This window comes from Candidatus Nanopelagicales bacterium, assembly GCA_018003655.1.
Taxonomy (GTDB): domain Bacteria; phylum Actinomycetota; class Actinomycetes; order S36-B12; family UBA10799; genus JAGNDY01.
In genome coordinates, this window is the sequence record JAGNDY010000042.1 from 1 (window position 1) to 17566 (window position 17566).

Annotated in this window: 15 protein-coding genes and 1 other RNA gene; 13 read left to right on the forward strand and 3 right to left on the reverse strand. The window is 63.5% G+C overall.

Going from position 1 to position 17566, the window contains the following annotated elements:
* From KAZ48_07150 to KAZ48_07165, 4 genes are all read left to right on the forward strand, one after another.
* A partial coding sequence (locus KAZ48_07150) for a DUF2510 domain-containing protein (GenBank protein ID MBP7972561.1) occupies nucleotides 1-1176 on the forward strand: 1176 nt, incomplete at its 5' end.
* A 4-nt stretch (nucleotides 1177-1180) separates the two neighbouring features.
* Entirely contained in the window at nucleotides 1181-3235 is a 2055-nt protein-coding gene (locus KAZ48_07155; GenBank protein MBP7972562.1) for an acetoacetate--CoA ligase, read from the forward strand.
* Between the two features lie 51 nt (nucleotides 3236-3286).
* A complete protein-coding gene (lysX, locus tag KAZ48_07160) occupies nucleotides 3287-6673 on the forward strand; it encodes a bifunctional lysylphosphatidylglycerol synthetase/lysine--tRNA ligase LysX (GenBank protein ID MBP7972563.1) in 3387 nt (1128 codons plus the stop codon).
* Between the two features lie 182 nt (nucleotides 6674-6855).
* Entirely contained in the window at nucleotides 6856-7218 is a 363-nt protein-coding gene (locus KAZ48_07165) for a hypothetical protein (GenBank protein MBP7972564.1), read from the forward strand.
* On the opposite strand, the gene KAZ48_07170 is transcribed toward KAZ48_07165, so the two are convergent.
* Nucleotides 7200-8093, reverse strand: coding sequence for a metal ABC transporter permease (locus KAZ48_07170; GenBank protein ID MBP7972565.1), 894 nt, complete (start codon nucleotides 8091-8093; stop codon nucleotides 7200-7202). The genes KAZ48_07165 and KAZ48_07170 overlap by 19 nt on opposite strands.
* Nucleotides 8087-8893, reverse strand: coding sequence for an ATP-binding cassette domain-containing protein (locus KAZ48_07175; protein MBP7972566.1), 807 nt, complete (start codon nucleotides 8891-8893; stop codon nucleotides 8087-8089). Before KAZ48_07175 ends, KAZ48_07170 begins: the two co-directional genes overlap by 7 nt.
* A gap of 140 nt (nucleotides 8894-9033) precedes the next feature.
* Between KAZ48_07175 and KAZ48_07180 the strand changes: the two genes are divergently transcribed.
* The 6 genes from KAZ48_07180 (at nucleotide 9034) to KAZ48_07205 (ending at nucleotide 14311) form a co-directional block, all read left to right on the forward strand.
* Nucleotides 9034-9552, forward strand: coding sequence for a hypothetical protein (locus tag KAZ48_07180; GenBank protein MBP7972567.1), 519 nt, complete (start codon nucleotides 9034-9036; stop codon nucleotides 9550-9552).
* A 248-nt stretch (nucleotides 9553-9800) separates the two neighbouring features.
* On the forward strand, nucleotides 9801-10490 hold the full coding sequence (gene ftsE, locus KAZ48_07185) for a cell division ATP-binding protein FtsE (protein MBP7972568.1): 690 nt from the start codon (nucleotides 9801-9803) through the stop codon (nucleotides 10488-10490).
* A gap of 9 nt (nucleotides 10491-10499) precedes the next feature.
* Nucleotides 10500-11411: a permease-like cell division protein FtsX gene (gene ftsX / locus KAZ48_07190; protein ID MBP7972569.1), complete on the forward strand. Its 912-nt coding sequence runs from the start codon at nucleotides 10500-10502 to the stop codon at nucleotides 11409-11411.
* 57 nt (nucleotides 11412-11468) lie between these two features.
* On the forward strand, nucleotides 11469-12911 hold the full coding sequence (locus tag KAZ48_07195; protein MBP7972570.1) for a peptidoglycan DD-metalloendopeptidase family protein: 1443 nt from the start codon (nucleotides 11469-11471) through the stop codon (nucleotides 12909-12911).
* A 52-nt stretch (nucleotides 12912-12963) separates the two neighbouring features.
* Complete coding sequence (smpB, locus tag KAZ48_07200) at nucleotides 12964-13443, forward strand: SsrA-binding protein SmpB (GenBank protein MBP7972571.1); 480 nt, start codon at nucleotides 12964-12966, stop codon at nucleotides 13441-13443.
* Nucleotides 13433-14311: an amidohydrolase gene (locus tag KAZ48_07205; GenBank protein ID MBP7972572.1), complete on the forward strand. Its 879-nt coding sequence runs from the start codon at nucleotides 13433-13435 to the stop codon at nucleotides 14309-14311. The genes smpB and KAZ48_07205 overlap by 11 nt, the downstream gene beginning before the upstream one ends.
* Nucleotides 14312-14339: 28 nt before the next feature.
* Here KAZ48_07205 and KAZ48_07210 read toward each other — a convergent pair whose 3' ends face one another.
* Nucleotides 14340-14849, reverse strand: a complete 510-nt coding sequence (locus KAZ48_07210; GenBank protein ID MBP7972573.1) for a hypothetical protein — start codon at nucleotides 14847-14849, stop codon at nucleotides 14340-14342.
* A gap of 224 nt (nucleotides 14850-15073) precedes the next feature.
* Between KAZ48_07210 and ssrA the strand changes: the two genes are divergently transcribed.
* From ssrA to KAZ48_07225, 3 genes are all read left to right on the forward strand, one after another.
* Nucleotides 15074-15464, forward strand: a transfer-messenger RNA (tmRNA) gene (gene ssrA, locus KAZ48_07215).
* Between the two features lie 136 nt (nucleotides 15465-15600).
* Nucleotides 15601-16731: a hypothetical protein gene (locus KAZ48_07220; protein ID MBP7972574.1), complete on the forward strand. Its 1131-nt coding sequence runs from the start codon at nucleotides 15601-15603 to the stop codon at nucleotides 16729-16731.
* A gap of 72 nt (nucleotides 16732-16803) precedes the next feature.
* A partial coding sequence (locus KAZ48_07225; GenBank protein MBP7972575.1) for an LD-carboxypeptidase occupies nucleotides 16804-17566 on the forward strand: 763 nt, incomplete at its 3' end.

A 17566-nucleotide genomic window follows, 5' to 3' on the forward strand; every position in this document is an offset into this window, starting at 1 on the left:
GTAGCAGGCTGGTACGCGGATCCGCAGGACGGTTCCATGGTCCGCTGGTGGGATGGAGTCGGGTGGACCGACCACACCCAGTCGCACCCCGGTGCTCATTCATCGGCCGTGGCCGAAGCGGCTCCGGCCGTGCCGCCGACACCTCCAGTGCCTCCGGCTCCGCCGACACCTCCAGTGCCACCGGCCGTGCCTCCGGCCGCATCGGCTCCAGCAGTCCCGGGCGCCGGGTGGATGCCGCCCGTGCCCGTGGATGCCTCGCAACCGGGTGGACCTTTCGCGCCACCTCCCGATTCGCCGCAACCAGGTGGGCCGTTCGCTCCACCCCCCGCTGATGCTGCGGTCGCCGGTCCACCCGCAGCTGCTGCACCGCAGCCCGACCCGTCGCAAACGCTCGCTGGTACTGGTGACCTACCGACGGTCGCGCCGGAGCCAGGAGTACCGGTGCCACCCGTGCCGTCGATCAATCCGCCCTTGCCGGAGTACGCCCAAGTCGGTTCGACCCCGATCAGTTCTCCGCTGACCGAAAGCGGCAAGCCGAAGGGGCGCAAGGGCAAGCTCATCCTGATCATCCTGCTGGTTCTGGTTCTACTGCTCGCGGTCGGCGCTGGAGCCTGGTTCTACTTGCAGTCACGGAACTCCAACAGCGCTCAGCCAGTCGGAGCCGAAGTCACCGCGCAGACTGCCAGCCAGTCACCCTCTGTGACGCCCACCCCGACCGGTGCGACGGCGTCAAGTACCGCCACACCGACGGTGCAGGCAGCAGCCGTGCCGGCGGCGTGCGCGCAGGCAATCTCGTCGCTGACCGCCGACGGGACTGCATCCGCTGTCGCCGCCCAGCTGAACTCGGCGGCGGCGGGCGGCAACGTCAACGATGCCGCAGCGATGTTGACTGACATCGCAGATCAGTCGAAGGTGGTATTGACCGGCGATGGCGCCGATTGCCAGGCCGCCGTGACTGCGGGCAAGGCGCCCGCGGCCTACAGTTCATTTCTGGTGACGTTCCAACGATCCGTCAGCTCAGGGCAGGCGACGCTCGCGGCAGTCGCCAAGAACAAGGGCAAGATGACCGCGACCCAGAAGCAGCAGTTGCGCTCAAGCGGAGCCTCACTGCTGGCCGCGCAGCGAGCGGTTGCCGCCGACGCGCCCGTCGTTTCAGCTGCACCCCCTGCGGGCTGAGCGCGTGGACGACGCAGCAGACCGGCCGTCGGAGCCGCTGTGGGAACCGGACCCCGATCGGGTCGCGCAGACTGCCATGGACCGGCTGCGCCGAGATATCGGGGAAGCGACCGCATCGAATCTGGCTGACTCCCGCGCCCTGTTCGACTACAGCCTGGAACACCCCGGGGACTTCTGGGATGTGATTTGGGGTGAGTGCGGCGTCGTCGGTGACCGAGGAGACGGCCCCGCGTACGTGCTGCCGCCAGCCCACAGCGATATGCGCTCCGCGCGGTTCTTCCCCGCCGCGACTTTGAGCCTCACGGAGAATCTGCTCGCCGGTGGCCAGCGACCCGGGGCGGGGCAGTACGCGATCGTCTACCGCCGCGAAGACGGCGTGCGCAGAACGCTGACCTGGGCCCAACTGGAATACCAGGTCGACCAAATGACGGCCTTCCTGCGTTCCGTTGGCGTCACCATCGGCGATCGGGTCGCCGCGTGGATGCCCAACGTCCCCGAGACCGTGATTGCGCTGATGGCGACTGCCAACCTCGGGGCCACGTTCACCTCGACGAGTCCAGACTTCGGCGTCGCGGGGGTACTTGATCGGTTCGGTCAGGTCGAGCCGAAGGTCCTCATCGCCGCTGATGGGTACGTGTACGCAAACAAAAGGCACCAGCGCCTCGATCGACTCGCTGCCGTGATCGAGGGGCTCGACTCATTGGTCGCCGTGATTGTGCATGGCGAGCTGGACGAGGACCCAGATCTTGCCGACGTTCGTGACCGAGGCGCCGCGGGAGACTCGCACTCTCAGGTGCCCGTCATCAGTTGGTCACAAGCTGCGGCGGCTGGTGATGCTGCATTGGGACAGTCCGGGCCGATAGCGAATCAATTGGTCGCCTTCGACCATCCGCTGTTCATCCTCTACTCCTCAGGCACCACGGGTGCGCCCAAGTGCATCGTTCACCGAACGGGCGGGGTGCTGCTCAAACTCCTCGTCGAACACCAACTCCACTGCGACATCCGACCCGGTGACCGGGTCTTCTACTTCACGACCTGCGGATGGATGATGTGGAACTGGCTGACCATGACGCTTGCCAGTGGCGCCACCATCGTGCTGTACGACGGTTCGCCCTTCCACCCGCAACGGGATGCGATGTGGGACATCGTCGAATCCGAACGAGTGACCTTGTTCGGAACGAGCGCCAAGTATCTGGACGCTGCCGCCAAGGCCGGCGCGACGCCGGGCCGCACCCACGACCTCGCTGATCTGCGCACCATCTGCTCGACCGGTTCTCCGCTGTCGGTCGATTCCTTCGAGTACGTCTACCGCGAGGTCAAGTCAGACGTGCATCTGGCGTCTATCTCTGGCGGGACGGACTTATGCGGGTGCCTCGTCATGGGTGACCCAACGCGTCCGGTCTATGCCGGGGAAATTCAAGGGCCGGCGCTCGGAGTCGCAGCTGATGTGTGGGATCCGCAGGGCATCTCCATGAGCGGGCGGCCGAACGAGCAGGGGGAGTTGGTGTGCACGCAGGCCTTCCCTTCCATGCCGCTGGCTTTCTGGCACGACCCTGATGCGACCAAATACACGGCCGCGTACTTCGAGCGATTCTCAGGCATCTGGGCACACGGTGACTTCGCGTCTTGGACTGAACACGGCGGGGTGGTCATCCACGGCCGCTCGGATGCCACGTTGAACTCCGCCGGCGTTCGGATCGGCACTGCTGAGATCTACGGCCAGGTGGAGCAACTGCCGGAGATCCTGGAAGCACTCGCGATTGGGCAGCGTTGGGAAGGTGATACCCGCATCGTGCTGTTCGTGCGACTTGCTGAAGGCGTGACGCTCGACGATGAACTCGCGCGCCGTATCGGCGCCTGCCTGCGTGAGAACTGCTCCCCTCGACACGTTCCGGCCAGAGTGGTTGCGGTCGCCGATCTACCCCGAACGCGCTCGGGCAAACTGGCTGAACTCGCTGTCACAGATGTGGTGCACGGCCGGGCGGTACGCAATCGGGAGGCTCTCGCTAATCCTGAGTCCCTGGACCTGTTCAGCGATCTCACGGTCCTGACCGAGTGATCGCCGAGCCGCAGCGAGCGAGCGTGACGTGTCGCGTGCGAGGCTTTGCCGGTGACTAGCGCAGTAGTGGTGCCTCCGATCGAGGAACTCAAGCAGGAGCGCCGGTATGTACCTGGCACGGGCTGGGAGTCCAAGGTTCCGCGAATCGCGTCGTGGGTCTGCTACCTGACCGCCTTCCTCAGCTTGGTGACGGCGATCATTCCGGCAACCAGGCCGTACCTGCGGTGGCTACGTGCGCTCGTGGAGTTGGTCTTTCTCGCCGGCCCGCCGAACTTGGCCTGGGCAGTCTTGATGATCATTTTGGCCAGTGCCATCGGCAAACGCAAACGGGCTGCCTGGGGGATGATCGTCTTCCTGGAAGCTTTGGAGTTCTTCTTCCTCATCGCGGCGTGGATTGTCTTCCCGACCGCCTTTCCCAACGTCCTCGTTCCGCTGCTCATCGACCTGACTGTCATCGGAATTCTGTTACTCAGCCGTCGGGAGTTCTTCGCGATCTCCCAACGAGGAAACGGCTGGCGCGCCGCATTGACGTTCGCCGTTGGTCTGGTGATCTCCTTCCTCATCGGTTGGGCAGTACTTGGTCTGGTCGGAACACCGCAGGAGCAGGCCCGCCGCGCGCCGGTGGTGTTCGACGGCTTCTTCGAAGCGCTCGGTCGGGCTCCCGCTTACGCCGGTGTCGGTGGCGGCAAGCGAGTATTCGCGCTGGTTACCGGAGTGCTCGGATCGGCAACCCTCATCGCCACAGCATTCGTGTTCTTCCGACCGCGACGCAAAGACCGGGCACTGTCCGGAGAGGACGAGATCAACGTCCGAATTGCGTTGGAAACATGGGGTGAACGCGACTCGCTGGCGTACTTCTCGACCCGTCGCGACAAGTCGGCGATCTGGTCGGCGTCGGGCAAGGCCGTTGTCACCTATCGCGTCGTGCTCGGAGTCAGCGTCGCCAGCGCCGACCCGGTAGGCGATCCGGAAGCTTGGCCGCTGGCGATCGAGGCGTGGCTTGAAGAAGCGCACCGTCACGCGTGGGCGCCAGCTGTCATGGGTGCCAGCAGGCAGGGGGCAGAGGCCTATCGGCGAGCTGGACTCGGTGCGATCGAACTCGGCGATGAGGCGATTATCGAGTTCCGCAACTTCAACCTCGACGGTCGTTCAATGCGCGTCGTGCGGCAAGCCGTGTCGCGCATCGAGCGCGCCGGATACACGGCACGAGTGCGGCGGCACTCGGACATCTCGAAGGAGGAGATGAACGAGGCGATTGATGCTGCCGATCGGTGGCGCGACACCGATAATGAGCGTGGCTTCTCGATGGCTCTCGGCCGACTCGGTGATCCTCTGGACGGTCGCTGCGTACTGGTGGAGACGTTCGATGCCGAAGGCAACCTCGAAGCGCTGTTGTCCTTCTCGCCGTGGGGCAAGACCGGACTGTCGCTGGATCTGATGCGCCGATCGCGAGACTCCGAAAACGGCGTCATGGAGTTCATGGTTGCCAGCCTGATCGCTGCCGGCCCCTTGATCGGTGCCGACCGGGTGTCGCTGAACTTCGCCGTCATGCGGGCCATTTTTGCCGACGGGGAGCGAATCGGGGCGGGCCCGGTGATCCGGTCGACCCGGTGGCTGCTGGTGTTTGCTTCGCGGTGGTTCCAACTCGAGTCGCTATACCGGTCGAACGCCAAGTACGACCCCGATTGGTTCCCGCGCTACCTCATGTTCGAGAACACCGGCGACCTGCCAAGGGTTGGTCTGGCCTCCGCAGCTGCCGAAGGGTTCATCAGTCTGCCCAAGCCAAGCAGTTGGTTCCGTCGCCGCGGCCCCGCGCAGTCGCCCTTGCGGCAGGCATGCGCAGCCTCACCGGTCGCGCTCATGGCGGCATATGAACAGACACACACTCGCGAGCTTGAACTCGCCCGGGCGGAACTGGCGGCCGACCCATATGCCGACCTTCCCGAGCAGGAACGGATCCGACGGAACAAATTGGCCGCCATGCGCGAGCGGGGGATCGACCCCTACGCAACCTCGTTCCAGCGATCGACGAGCATCGGCACTATCCGATCACAGTTCGGGGAACTTGAGGCCGACGTCAAGACCGGTCAGCAGGTCGCAATCGCAGGTCGATTGATGCTGAATCGGGTCTCCGGCAAGATCTGCTTCGCGACCATACGTGACTGGTCCGGTGAGATCCAGGTGATGCTGACGCTGGCTGAGTCCGGCGAGCAGGCGCTGCACGACTGGAAGAACGACGTCGACCTCGGGGACATCGTCGGGGTCAAGGGCGAGGTCATCACCTCCAAGCGTGGCGAGTTGTCGGTGCTCGCCTCGTCGTTCGTGATTACCTCCAAGTGCCTCGTTCCGCTGCCCGACAAACACAAGGGGCTCAGCGATCCGGAGGCACGTGTACGGCAGCGCTACGTGGATTTGATCGTCAACAACGAGGCCCGCGACATGTTGGCCATGCGTTCAGACATGGTGCGGTCGATCCGGGAGTCGTTGTGGCAGCGCGATTACCTTGAGGTCGAGACGCCGATGATGCAGCGGGTGCACGGTGGCGCCAATGCGCGCCCCTTCGTGACCCACATCAACGCCTACGACATGCAGCTCTACATGCGCATCGCGCCGGAGCTGTACCTCAAGCGGTTGCTGGTCGGTGGTGCCGAGCGCGTCTTTGAGATGAACCGCAACTTCCGCAACGAAGGCGCCGATTCGACGCACAACCCTGAGTTCACCAGCCTGGAAATGTACGACGCCTACGGCGACTACGACACGATGCGCGTCCTGACCCGTCAACTCATCCTGGATGCGGCCATCGCTGTGCATGGCGAGCCTGTGGTCTGGCGTCCGCGCGCAGGGTCCTATGACATGAGCGAGGGCTACGACGTGGTCGACATTTCCGGAGACTGGCCCGTCATCACGCTGCATGATGCGGTCTCGGAGAAGGTGGGGGAGCCTGTCACCCCGGACACAGAGATGGACACTCTGATCCGGCTGTGCGAGAAGGCGCACATCGCGCGTGACCCGTCGTGGGGTCCGTCCCAGGTTGTGCTTGAGATGTACGAGCACTTGTGTGAGGCGACGACCACCACTCCGGTCTTCTACTCGGACTTCCCGACCGAGGTATCACCCCTCACGCGAAAGAAGCCTGGGGAGCCGCGTCTCGCGGAGCGGTGGGATCTCGTCGCGTGGGGAGCCGAACTCGGCACCGCCTACACCGAGTTGATCGATCCGATCGACCAACGTGACCGGCTCACGGCGCAGTCGATGCTGGCCGCCGCCGGTGACGCCGAGGCGATGGAGGTCGACGAGGACTTCCTGCGCGCATTGGAATACGGGATGCCTCCAGCCGGTGGTCAGGGCATGGGGATTGACCGGCTCATAATGTTTTTGACAGGGCGCAACATTCGCGAGACTGTGTTGTTTCCGCTGACGAGGCCAGACCAGCAGTAGCCGACGAAGTCTCTGGGTGAGACTTCATCTGGGCGCCATCCTCAATTCAACTGGGTGCCGCTTTCAGTCAGCATGCTGATCCCGGGAATCGCCAGTTCCCGTGATCGAGAAGCGGCACTGCCGGTGCCGCATCGCGAGTCGCCGATCACGTCGGGCAGCTTCGCACTACTTGGGGGAATGACATGACCGAATCGACTGCGCGCGACCAACTCGCGTCGCTCAATCCAACGCCGCCAACGAGGTCCGCAGACATCGCGCCCGGGCCACTGGACCTGCCAGCCACGCTGCTGGGCGCCAATCCGTCGTCCTGGCTTTCCACGGGTGTCGCCGGTATCAACCTGGTGTCCGTCGGGGCGGCCTCGGCTGGCTTGCTCAGTGCCGCGGCGGTTCCCGTGCGACTGGCGGCGTTGGGCTCCCTGTCCGGTCAGGTTGCCCGCTTGACGGTATCCGCCGGGGGCGCCGCCGCCGGTGCGCTCATCGATCTGAGCACACCGCGCCCGCGGCCAAGTCGTTCCTTCGGCGACGCCTACGAGGATGCCGTCTGAAGCACGACCGGTGAGCCCGATCCGGGTCGGCGCAGTCGCATGCCCAATGGCACCAGCACCCAGAAGGCACAGGCGATTGTCGTGATGACGAAGCTGGGTGGCCACGGTTGGTAGGTCGCGACCACCAGACCGCCCCACACGCTGACCAACGCGATTCCCGTCGCGACAACGACAACCCGGAACGGTCGCGCCGTGACCTTGATCGCGGTTGCGGCCGGCGTTACGAGCAACGCGAAGATCAGCAGTACGCCCACGACCGTGACGCAGGTGGCAATGACCAGACTCATCGCCACCAGAAACACGCCACTGAGCATTCGCACTCTGACACCGCGCGCTTGCGCCACGACGGGATCGATCGAGGCGAACATGAGCTGGCGGCCGGTGATCGCGAGCACCCCGAGCACGCCTACTGCGATCACCGCGAAGACCATCACCTGCGTGCTTGAAACGGCCAGGATGTTGCCGAACAGGATGTTTGTCAGCAACCCCGACTGAGACGTTCCGAGGCTGTTGAAGAGGATTCCGAGGCCGGATGCGAAGGCCAGCACCGTTCCGGTGACTACCTCGCGGTCGCGGGCTCGGTGGCCCATGACGCCGATGGCGAGTCCGCCGCCAACGCAGCCCACAATCAGACCCGCGACCGGAGTGACTCCCACCAACACCGCCAGGGTCGCGCCAGGGAATCCGATGTGTGCCACGGCGTGAGTGGCGAACGGTAGGTCGCGCAGCAGAACGAAGTAGCCAACGACGCCGGCAACAATCGCGATGAGCGTGCCGGCAATCAAGGCATTGCGCATGAATGGCGTCGTCAACAGTTCGATTCCGGAGACGGTGTTGGAGTTGTTGACGATCGTCGCAAGGCCGTTGCTCACCATTCGGTCCTCGTGAAGACGCACCCGTCAGCCGTACGGGTCACTTGCACCGGGGTGCCGTACAACCGAGTCAGCAGGGCAGCGTCGACTACCTCGTCGGCCGCGCCGAATCTCGGCTGGCCGTCCAGGAGGTACAAGACCGAATCAATATGAGGCAGTAGCGGGTTGAGGTCGTGGGTGACGAAAAGAACCGTCACGCCACGTTCGTGATTGATGTGGTGAATGAGTTCGACCAGATCAACTTGGCCCTGCAGGTCGAGGCCGGCCAACGGTTCATCGAGCACCAGCAGCTTCGGGTTGTTGATGAGCGCCTGAGCGATAGAGATGCGTTGCTGCTGCCCGCCGGACACCTCCCCGAAGCGGCGATCAGCGATTGCGGTCGCGTCCACTGCGGCCAGCGCGGCGTCGACCCGGTCATCAATCCCACGACCGCGCAGCCCTAGGCCCCAGCGGGTGCCCGCGATCCCGAGGGCAACCAGATCGCGGCACAAGACGAGGCCGGCGTGCTGAAGCTCGCGATTCTGTGGGACCAAGCCGATGTCGGGATTACCTGTCCTGGGCTTGTGCCCGAAGACTTCAAGCGACCCCTTGCCGGGTGCCAGCTGACCGAGGATCATCGCGACAAGCGTGCTCTTGCCGGAGCCGTTGGGCCCGATGATGGCCGTGAAAGCTCCGGTCGGGATCGCCAGGTCCGCCCCTTGCCAGATCGTGCTGCCGTTGCGGACAGCGGAGACGTCGTGCATCGACACGATGGTGTCGCGCTCGGTGCCTGTCGGCGGCGCAGCCAATGGAATGGCGGTCACTGGGAACCTCAGTTCGACGGAGAGCACCATCGTAGGCTAAATGACAATGATTTTCATTATCGGGTTGCTTTGCTTGAACAACCTCCCGATTGCCGAGGCGTGGTCCCGATTCGTTTGAACGTCGGGTTATGGTCTGTCACGTGCTGCACTTCGTTCCCCTCGCCGAAGAGACCAAATCGTCCATTGACGATGAGGTCGTTCGCTACGTCGGCGGCGAGTTCGCCTCGTACCTTGATTCGGAGTCCTCGGCGCCCTTCATGACGGGCTTGCGGGGGGCGCTGGAGGCACCCATGCACAACACGCAGATCCTCAACACGGCAATCGCGCTGTCCAACGTGGCGGCTCTGCTCGCGCTCAGCATCGCCCAGGACGAGCCGAAAGCGGCCGAATTGGTGACTGGTTCCATGGCCCGGTCGGCAGCTGCCGCGTACCCGGATTTGGTACCTGCCGATGACCCAGCTGTCATAGAGGCGGCCCAAGCCCTGATCTGTCGGGTCTTCGGGACTGTGACGGCCGACGAGCTACCAGACGCGCTCGACGGTCGGACGCTGGCAGCTATCGCGGCCTATGGCGATGCCGGGGTCATGATCGCTGACGAGGTGGGCCTGCCGCGACCACTGCTGGCTGCCGCGATTGGCCAAGCTGCCGCCCAGATGTAGTCCAACCGGCTGACCGGTCCGGCGTGAACGTTCGGTAGGTGCGATGTGGTGTCTGCGCTGTGGGCAGATGTGGTTGTGACACGCGCTAACCGCGATTACCCGATCTACGACTCCCCCCGGCATAGGGTGAGTCCCGCTGGCGGCCGCGCCCTATAGGGCCGGGCTTCCCCCCGCACGGCACTGGCCCTGGGCCAGTCAGTTCACCAACGACTCAGTCCACCAACGACTCGCTGACGAGGTTCCTGCTTGTGATTCGTTTCGAAGAGGTCACCAAGCGATACAAGAGCGCGGGCTCGCCTGCGCTGGACAACGTCAGCCTCCAGATTGATGACGGCGAGTTCATATTCCTCGTCGGGCCCTCTGGCTCGGGCAAGTCCACGTTTTTGCGTCTCCTGCTGCGTGAAGAGAAGGCCTCGGATGGGCGTGTGTTTGTCAACGACAAAGATGTCGCAAAGCTGCGCCGCTGGCGGGTTCCGCCCTTGCGTCGCAAGATGGGCGCAGTCTTCCAGGATTTCCGGCTTCTTCCGGAGAAGACCGTTTCGCAGAATGTGGCATTCGCGCTGGAAGTCATTGGCGAATCACGATCCAAGACCAAACCCGCGGTTGCCGATGCGCTTGAGCTCGTTGGCCTGACCGAACTCGCCAATCGCAAGCCCGGCCAGTTATCCGGTGGCGAGCAGCAGCGCGTCGCCATTGCTCGGGCCTTCGTGAACAAGCCACCGATTCTGATCGCAGACGAGCCAACGGGCAACCTCGATCCTTCGACCTCGCTGGGCATCATGCGACTACTCGATCGAATCAATCGAACTGGGACCACCGTGATCATGGCGACCCACGACGCCGCGATGGTTGACCAGATGCGCAAACGCGTGATCGAGCTCGTCGGTGGTCGGGTGATCCGCGACGAAGCTCGCGGCGTCTATGGGTACGCAGGGTAGGGGCCGACGATGCGACGCTTGGGATTGGCGCTCAAAGAAGTAGGCCACGGCTTACGCCGCAACCTCACCATGACCATCGCGGTCATCCTGACGATCGCGGTATCGCTCACCTTGTTCGGTACCGGTCTGCTTGTGCGCGGGCAGGTCGATGCGATGAAGGACTACTGGTACGACCGGGTCGAGGTCTCGGTGTTCCTGTGCGGTCAGGCATCTGATCCGAAGGTGTGTGCGGGCGGTCCCGTCACAGACGTGCAGCGCGAAGCCATCAAGACCAAACTGACCAGCCTCAGTCCAACCGTCGAAGAGGTCTACTACGAGTCAGCACAGGAGGCGTACGACCGCTTCCGGACCCAGTTCAAAAACTCGCCAATCCTTGAGAACGTCACAGCCGAGTCAATGCCCGAATCCTTCCGGGTCAAGCTCGCCAACCCGGAGGAATTCGCGACGGTGGCCGCCGCCGTCGGGAACATGTCGGGTGTCGAACAGGTTCAGGATCAACGCAAGCTGCTCGCCAAGTTCTTCAAGATCCTGGGCGGACTCCAGGCGATAGCTCTGGGGATCGCGATTGCCATGCTGTTCGTCACCGTGCTGCTGGTTGTCAACACGATGCGCGTCGCGGCCTATAGCCGCCGCAGAGAGACCGGGATCATGAAGTTGGTGGGGGCGAGCAACCTCTATATCCAGCTTCCGTTCCTCCTGGAAGCGGTGATTGCGGCAGCCGTCGGTGGGTTGCTGGCCGTTGGCGCGATTGCCGCCCAGAAGCACTTCCTCGTCGACCAAGTCCTCGAACCATCATTCCGATTCACCGCCTTTGTAGGTTGGCCCGAAGTCATTCAAGTGATGATCATCATCTTCGTGACCGGTGTGGTCCTGTCTGGTGCGGCGGCGTTACTGACTGTGCGCAGGTACCTAAAAGTCTGATTGGCGCGGAGCTTTGTGCGCAGGATTGAACGGACGAGATCCAGCGAAGGAGGCCAGATGACGACAGTTCGTGACACTCAGACCCGCGACGCTGACCGTGGCTCGCACCGTGTGCGTACGGTTGCCCTGCTCGCTGGCCTGACTGGCCTGGTGTCGGTTGCGATGGTTCCGTCGCAAGCGTCGGCGGGCATGGCTGGTGCCAAGCCCTCGTTGGCAACTCCGACCAACGTCAACGACCAACTCGCCTCCGCAGACGATGATCTGGCTGGCGCCAACAAGAAGGTCAATGCCGCCCGCAAGGCGCTCGACGACGCAAAGGCCAAGCTGCCCAACGCCCAGACCCAGCTCGCTGCGGCGAAGGCTTCTGTCGCCGCGTCGCAGAAGGCTGCAGCGGCGGCGGCTGCCGCCTTGAACGCAGCCGAGAAGGCCGTTTCTTCCGCGCAGGCCGAGGTTGTCAAGATCGAGGCCGAGGTCGCGGCGTTGCGAGCGAGGATCGCGATGTTGGCCAGGGCCGTCTACACGTCCGGTGGTGGGTTCGAGGAGCTGCGCATCCTGCTCGACTCGTCGGATCCGGGCCAGTTTGCCGAGCGCATGGCGTCGATCAAACGGGTGTCCCGCGGAAACAATCAGACGCTGGGCCAACTTGCCGAAGCGACTGCATTGCTTGCCCGCAAGCTGACCGAAATGCGCAAACTCCAAGATGTCGCGCAACAGCGGCGCGACGATGCTGCAAAGCAAGTTCAGGTCACTGCGGCCGCGTTAAGCAGAACCGCCGATGCAAAGGCGACGGTCGACAAGCTGGTAGCCCAACAGGGTGCGGCGTTGAGGGTGGCGGCCGGACAACGTAACTCCGTCAAGGCCATGTACGACGCCTTGCTCGCCGAGCAGCGCAAGATCGCGCGCAAAGCGCGCGAGGAGCGGGCTCGAGAGAAGGCCCGCCAACAGCGGGACAAGAACTCGGCCGGGAATAGCAATGGCGCCAACTCTGGGGGCTCGTCCGGCGGGAGCTCCGGCGGCGGAAATTCCGGTGGCCACAAGGGTGGCGGGAACTCCGGTGGGAACTCCGGTGGGTCATCAGGTGGGCACCTCAGTTGGCCGACACCGGGAGTATCGGCCGGTGGACGGACCGGTTGGCGGGTCCATCCGGTGTACGGGTATCACTCGTGTCATACCGGTGACGACATCGGTGCTGGTGCTGGGACGCCGATTCACGCCGCCGCCGGCGGCCGTGTGATTTCCATTGACTACGGCGGCCCGTATGGGAACCACACGCTGATCAGCCACGGCGGCGGACTGTCGACGATGTATGCGCATCAGTCGCGAATCGTGGTTCGCAATGGCGAGAATGTCAGGCGCGGCGAGGTGATCGGCTACGTCGGATCGACGGGTTGGGTGACCGGTCCCCACCTGCACTTTGAGGTCCACGTCAACGGCGTGCCCTACGAACCCATGGGTTGGTTCGGGGAATCGAAGCATCGCGTATCTTGCTGGTCTGGATGAGTTGCGCATGCATCTCGCAGGATCTGGTCGATATCCCTAGGGGCGCGTAGCTGTGGCACGAGAGCAAGGCCGAAAGGTCGTCGCCCAGAATCGCAAAGCCCGCCATGACTACTCGATCATCGAGACGTTCGAGGCTGGCCTCGTTTTGCAAGGGACGGAAGTCAAGTCATTGCGCGCTGGGCACGCGTCGCTCGTTGATGGCTACGCGACCGTCGATGACGGCGAAATCTGGCTGCGCGGCGTTCATATCCCTGAGTACACCGAAGGCACCTGGACCAACCACGAACCGCGACGCAATCGAAAGCTGCTGCTTCGCCGCGATGAGATCGCCAAGATTGCCAACAAGACCCGCGAAGGTGGCCTGACAATCGTCCCGCTGGCGTTGTATTTCAAGGATGGCTACGCCAAGGTCGAGATCGCTCTGGCCAAGGGCCGCAAGTCGTACGATAAGCGCAACGCGATCGCAGAACGGGACGCCAAACGAGAGGCCGATCGGGCGATAGGTCGTCGTGCCAAGGGCTATGACGGCTGAGCCCCTCCGGATCATCGACGAGCTGGGGATCCCCGGGGTTGTCGACGTTCATACCCACTTCATGCCCGAGCCGGTCATGCAGAAGGTGTGGGCGGTTTTCGACCGGGCCGAGTCCGTCTACGGCGTGCCATGGCCCATTGAGTACCGGGATAGCGCGGACGCCCGGCTCACGATCCTGCGGTCGTTCGGGGTCAGGGCCTTCACATCGATGATCTATGCGCACAAGCCGGGAATGGCGGACTGGCTGAACCGGTGGTCGGCGGACTTTGCCGCGGCAACGCCCGATTGCATCCAGACCGCGACGTTCTATCCGGAGCCCGGGGTCCAGGATTACGTCAAGGCTGCGGTGGATTCCGGTGCGCGCTGCTTCAAGCTGCACCTGCAGGTGGGTGCCTTCGATCCACGAGACCCGCTACTGGATCCGGTGTGGGAACTCCTGGCGGATTCGGCCATCCCGATTGTCATTCACTGTGGGTCGGGACCGGTACCGGGTGAGTTCACCGGACCAGGTCCGGTACGCGATGTCCTGACGGCACACCCCAGACTGCAGCTGATCATCGCTCACATGGGCGCCCCCGAGTACGGGGGCTTCCTGGACCTAGCTGATGACTACCCCGGGGTCCGGTTGGACACCACCATGGCGTTCACCGCGTTCATGAACCAGCTCGCACCCTTTCCTGATGCCTTGAAACCTCGGCTGACTGATGCGGGTTTGCGCGGCGACGTGTTGTTTGGATCGGACTTCCCAAACATCCCCTACCCCTATGTCGAGGCGATCGATGCACTGGCGCAACTTGGGCTCGGTGATGTCTGGCTGCGCCAGGTCCTGTGGGGAGCGGGTGCCCGGCTGTTCGGGGTTCGCGCCTAGTCCGAAGTTCGACTGGCCCTACCTCGACCTAGCCGTGGTACCTGGCGAGCACGTCATCGAGGTCGCGGCGACGGCTGCTCACGACCATTGCCGATTCAGCGATGAGACTGTCTTGCCCGGGCGCGAAGCCCTGGGTCCGCAAGCGGACGTCGGCATCGAGAGCCTGACGCAGACTGTCCACCGCGTTGGCGACGTAGCGAGGCTGGATCGCCCGCTTATCCGTGGGAGCCACCGTCGAGAGTTCGAATAGCTGTTGGGACAGCGTGGACATCCGGGGAACGCCGTCGGTCCACGTCCGAACGAGTTCCGGGGTGCCCTTGGTTCGGTCGGCGACCGCGAGAGTGAGGGAGTCGGCAAACCAGCGCGCATCGGCCATGCGGATGTCAAAGGCGTGGTCCCAGCGCGACCGTTTGCGACTTGCGGCAGCCACCGAAAAGACGAGTACTAGCAGCACGACCACGGCAAAGCCAGCCGCGATCCATGACCACAGCGGCATGCCGGCGTAGAGGGTGGTCATTGTTACTGCAGTGGTATCCATGTCTCAATTCCCTTCCAGGGTCTGAGTAGGTCATGCCCCGCAGCGCCCCATCCACACACCACCGCGGGGTGTGATTCGACTTACATCCGACCTCGGTTGGCTCCCGACTTGGTCACCGGAGCGAGGCACTGTGTTGGGGTTGCCCACCCGTCGCGATCACACGGCGCTCCAAAGCGAAGTGACGTTTGTCGGTCGGCTGCGTAGACTCGGGGGATAACTACACAGGGGGTGAACGGTTTCGACATCGGTTATTGAGATGAGTGAAGCGTGCCGAGGATCAACGGTTATCTCGTTAACGACCCGTTGAAAACAACAAGTGCCGATTCAAATCGCACTGGTGTGTCAGCCAAGGCTGACGTCGCTCTCGCTGCCTAAGCGAAAGTGATAACCCGTCGGCCCAGGGGTGTCTCCCCTCGGGTGTCCGGCGTCGACTAGGAGACTCACCAACCGCTCCGGTCATCGGGAGCGCGAGGGACATCAAACAGTGACTGGGCCGCGTTTCCCGCAGGGTCGTACGACAGTGGGAAGGCCGAGAACGCGTTCAACACGACTACGCACGTAGAAGCCTCTGATTGGTACCGATGGACCCGGGTTCGATTCCCGGCACCTCCACACAGCGTCTCAAGCGGCGTCGACTGAGCTTCGCGCTCTGAGCGATTTCTCAGGTCCGCCTCGCACATCACTGACAGAGCCGTCCAGATACGATCGCGTTCACGTACCGAACCCAGTCGCCTCAAGCGAAGGAATCTGAATGTATTTGCATCTCTCATTGCCAGATCGGGCACAAATTGACCAACTGATGCTGGAGCGCCGGCCCGGCAGCGTCACGATCTACCTGGCAACTGAAGAGATCGGTGACAACCAGGCCCCCCGGGTCGTGTTGGCGAACCTCTGGCGTGACGCGCGCGGACAGTTAGAAGCGGCCGGTCAGGACAAACAAGTTTTGCTCGCCATGGATGAGATGCTCGACGACCTTGACGACGATGAGGATTTTTGGGCGCACCAAGCGCGCAGCCTGGCGGTATTCCTCACCGCAGACACCGTCTCTACCTTCCAACTCCCCAACCACCTTTCCGACTCGGTCCATGTGTCAGATCGTTTCCACCTCAAACCGCTATTGCGTGCGGTGACGTTCACAAAAGCCGCGTACGTGCTCGCGATTTCGCAGAATCAGGCCCGCGTTCTTGAGGTGTTTCCCGAGGGTGATCCACAACTCGTGAATGTTCCAGACATGCCGAACAGTGCAGTGGATGCAGTCGGAGTTCCCTCCATCAGCGGGCGCAAGCAACACGGACGCGTACAGGGGTCTGAGGGGCAGAAGATGCGGCTGGGTCAATACTCACGCGCCGTCGATCAAGCGCTACGTCCGCTGCTCGTCGGCCGTGACGTGCTGCTGGTACTAGCGGCGGCTAGCCCGCTGGATTCCATCTACCGCCAGTGGAACACCTACCCCAATCTTGCCGACGCCACTTTGACCGGGAATCCCGATGATGAGTCACCCGGAGAGCTAGCTGCCAGAGCGCGTGAGGTTCTTGACAAAGCGCACGCGGCGGAGCTGGCCGAGGTCCGCGAGACCTTCGAGGGCCGGGTGAAGCAAGGCCGCGCAAAGACCGATGTTGCCGACGTCGCCAGGGCGGCAACGTTCGGCATGGTCGAGACACTCTTCGTTGACATCGACGCCGCCCTGCCGGGCACGATCGATGAGTCGACTGGCGCCGTCACACTCGCTGGCGGTGAGGACGCGCAGTCATACGGGATCGTCGACGAGATCGCGCGCCGCACATGGTTGACCGGCGGGGACGTGCTCGCAGTCCGCCGAGAGGACGTGCCCGGCTCCGGCGAAGTCGCCGCGATTCTGCGCTGGTCCCCAGAGAACGGCTAGTCCACTTCCCGTCGCCTCCCAGGCAGCAAGCGAATCGACGTTTGCCAACTGACGGAACTAGGGTGATCTGCCATGGAACTGTCAGCGCCGCCGAAGCTGCACACTGGTGACAAAGTCGCAGTTGTCTCGCCCTCGTGGGCTGGTCCGGCGCATCACCCCGCGGTCCACGAGGTGGGTTTGCGGGCGCTGTCGGAGCACTTCGGGCTAGTCCCCGTCGAGTACCCCACAACGAGGAAGCCTGACGCCGCACCCGAGGAGCGCGCCGCTGATCTGATGGCTGCGTTCGCAGACCCGACGATCCGGGCGGTCCTGGCCACGATTGGTGGCGACGACCAGATAACCGTGCTCCCACACCTGGACCGTGACATTGTCCTGTCCGACCCGAAGCCTTTCGTCGGGTATAGCGACAACACGAACCTCCTGAATTGGTTGTGGAACCTCGGAATCGTCGGTTACCACGGGGGTTCGACGATGGTGCACCTCGCCCGCAGGGGCGGCCTGCACCCTGTCTCCGCGCAGTCCCTGCGACACGCACTGTTCACGACCGAGACCGTTGAGGTGATGCCCGTCGACGTCTTCACCGACCTCCACGCTGACTGGGGCACGAGCCCCTCGCTCGACGCACCGCTGCCAGTCACCGCTGAGCCTGGCTGGATCTGGCACAACGCAGAGCAAGTCGTGACTGGTCGCACCTGGGGCGGGAACCTGGAGATCCTGCACTGGAACCTGGCTGTCGGGCGTTGGGTTCGCCCCGTGGAGGACTATGCGGGCTGCGTGTTGCTGCTGGAAACCTCCGAGGAGATGCCCTCGTCAGTTGAGGTGCAACGAATGCTGC

What these genes read in the sequence shown, in the direction of transcription:
- KAZ48_07165 (MBP7972564.1), top strand. Translation starts at nt 6,856, where the DNA reads ATGACCGAATCGACTGCGCGCGACCAACTCGCGTCGCTCAATCCAACG.
- KAZ48_07170 (MBP7972565.1), bottom strand. Translation starts at nt 8,093, where the DNA reads ATGGTGAGCAACGGCCTTGCGACGATCGTCAACAACTCCAACACCGTC.
- ftsX (MBP7972569.1), top strand. Translation starts at nt 10,500, where the DNA reads ATGCGACGCTTGGGATTGGCGCTCAAAGAAGTAGGCCACGGCTTACGC.
- KAZ48_07195 (MBP7972570.1), top strand. Translation starts at nt 11,469, where the DNA reads ATGACGACAGTTCGTGACACTCAGACCCGCGACGCTGACCGTGGCTCG.
- KAZ48_07205 (MBP7972572.1), top strand. Translation starts at nt 13,433, where the DNA reads ATGACGGCTGAGCCCCTCCGGATCATCGACGAGCTGGGGATCCCCGGG.
- KAZ48_07210 (MBP7972573.1), bottom strand. Translation starts at nt 14,849, where the DNA reads ATGGATACCACTGCAGTAACAATGACCACCCTCTACGCCGGCATGCCG.
- KAZ48_07220 (MBP7972574.1), top strand. Translation starts at nt 15,601, where the DNA reads ATGTATTTGCATCTCTCATTGCCAGATCGGGCACAAATTGACCAACTG.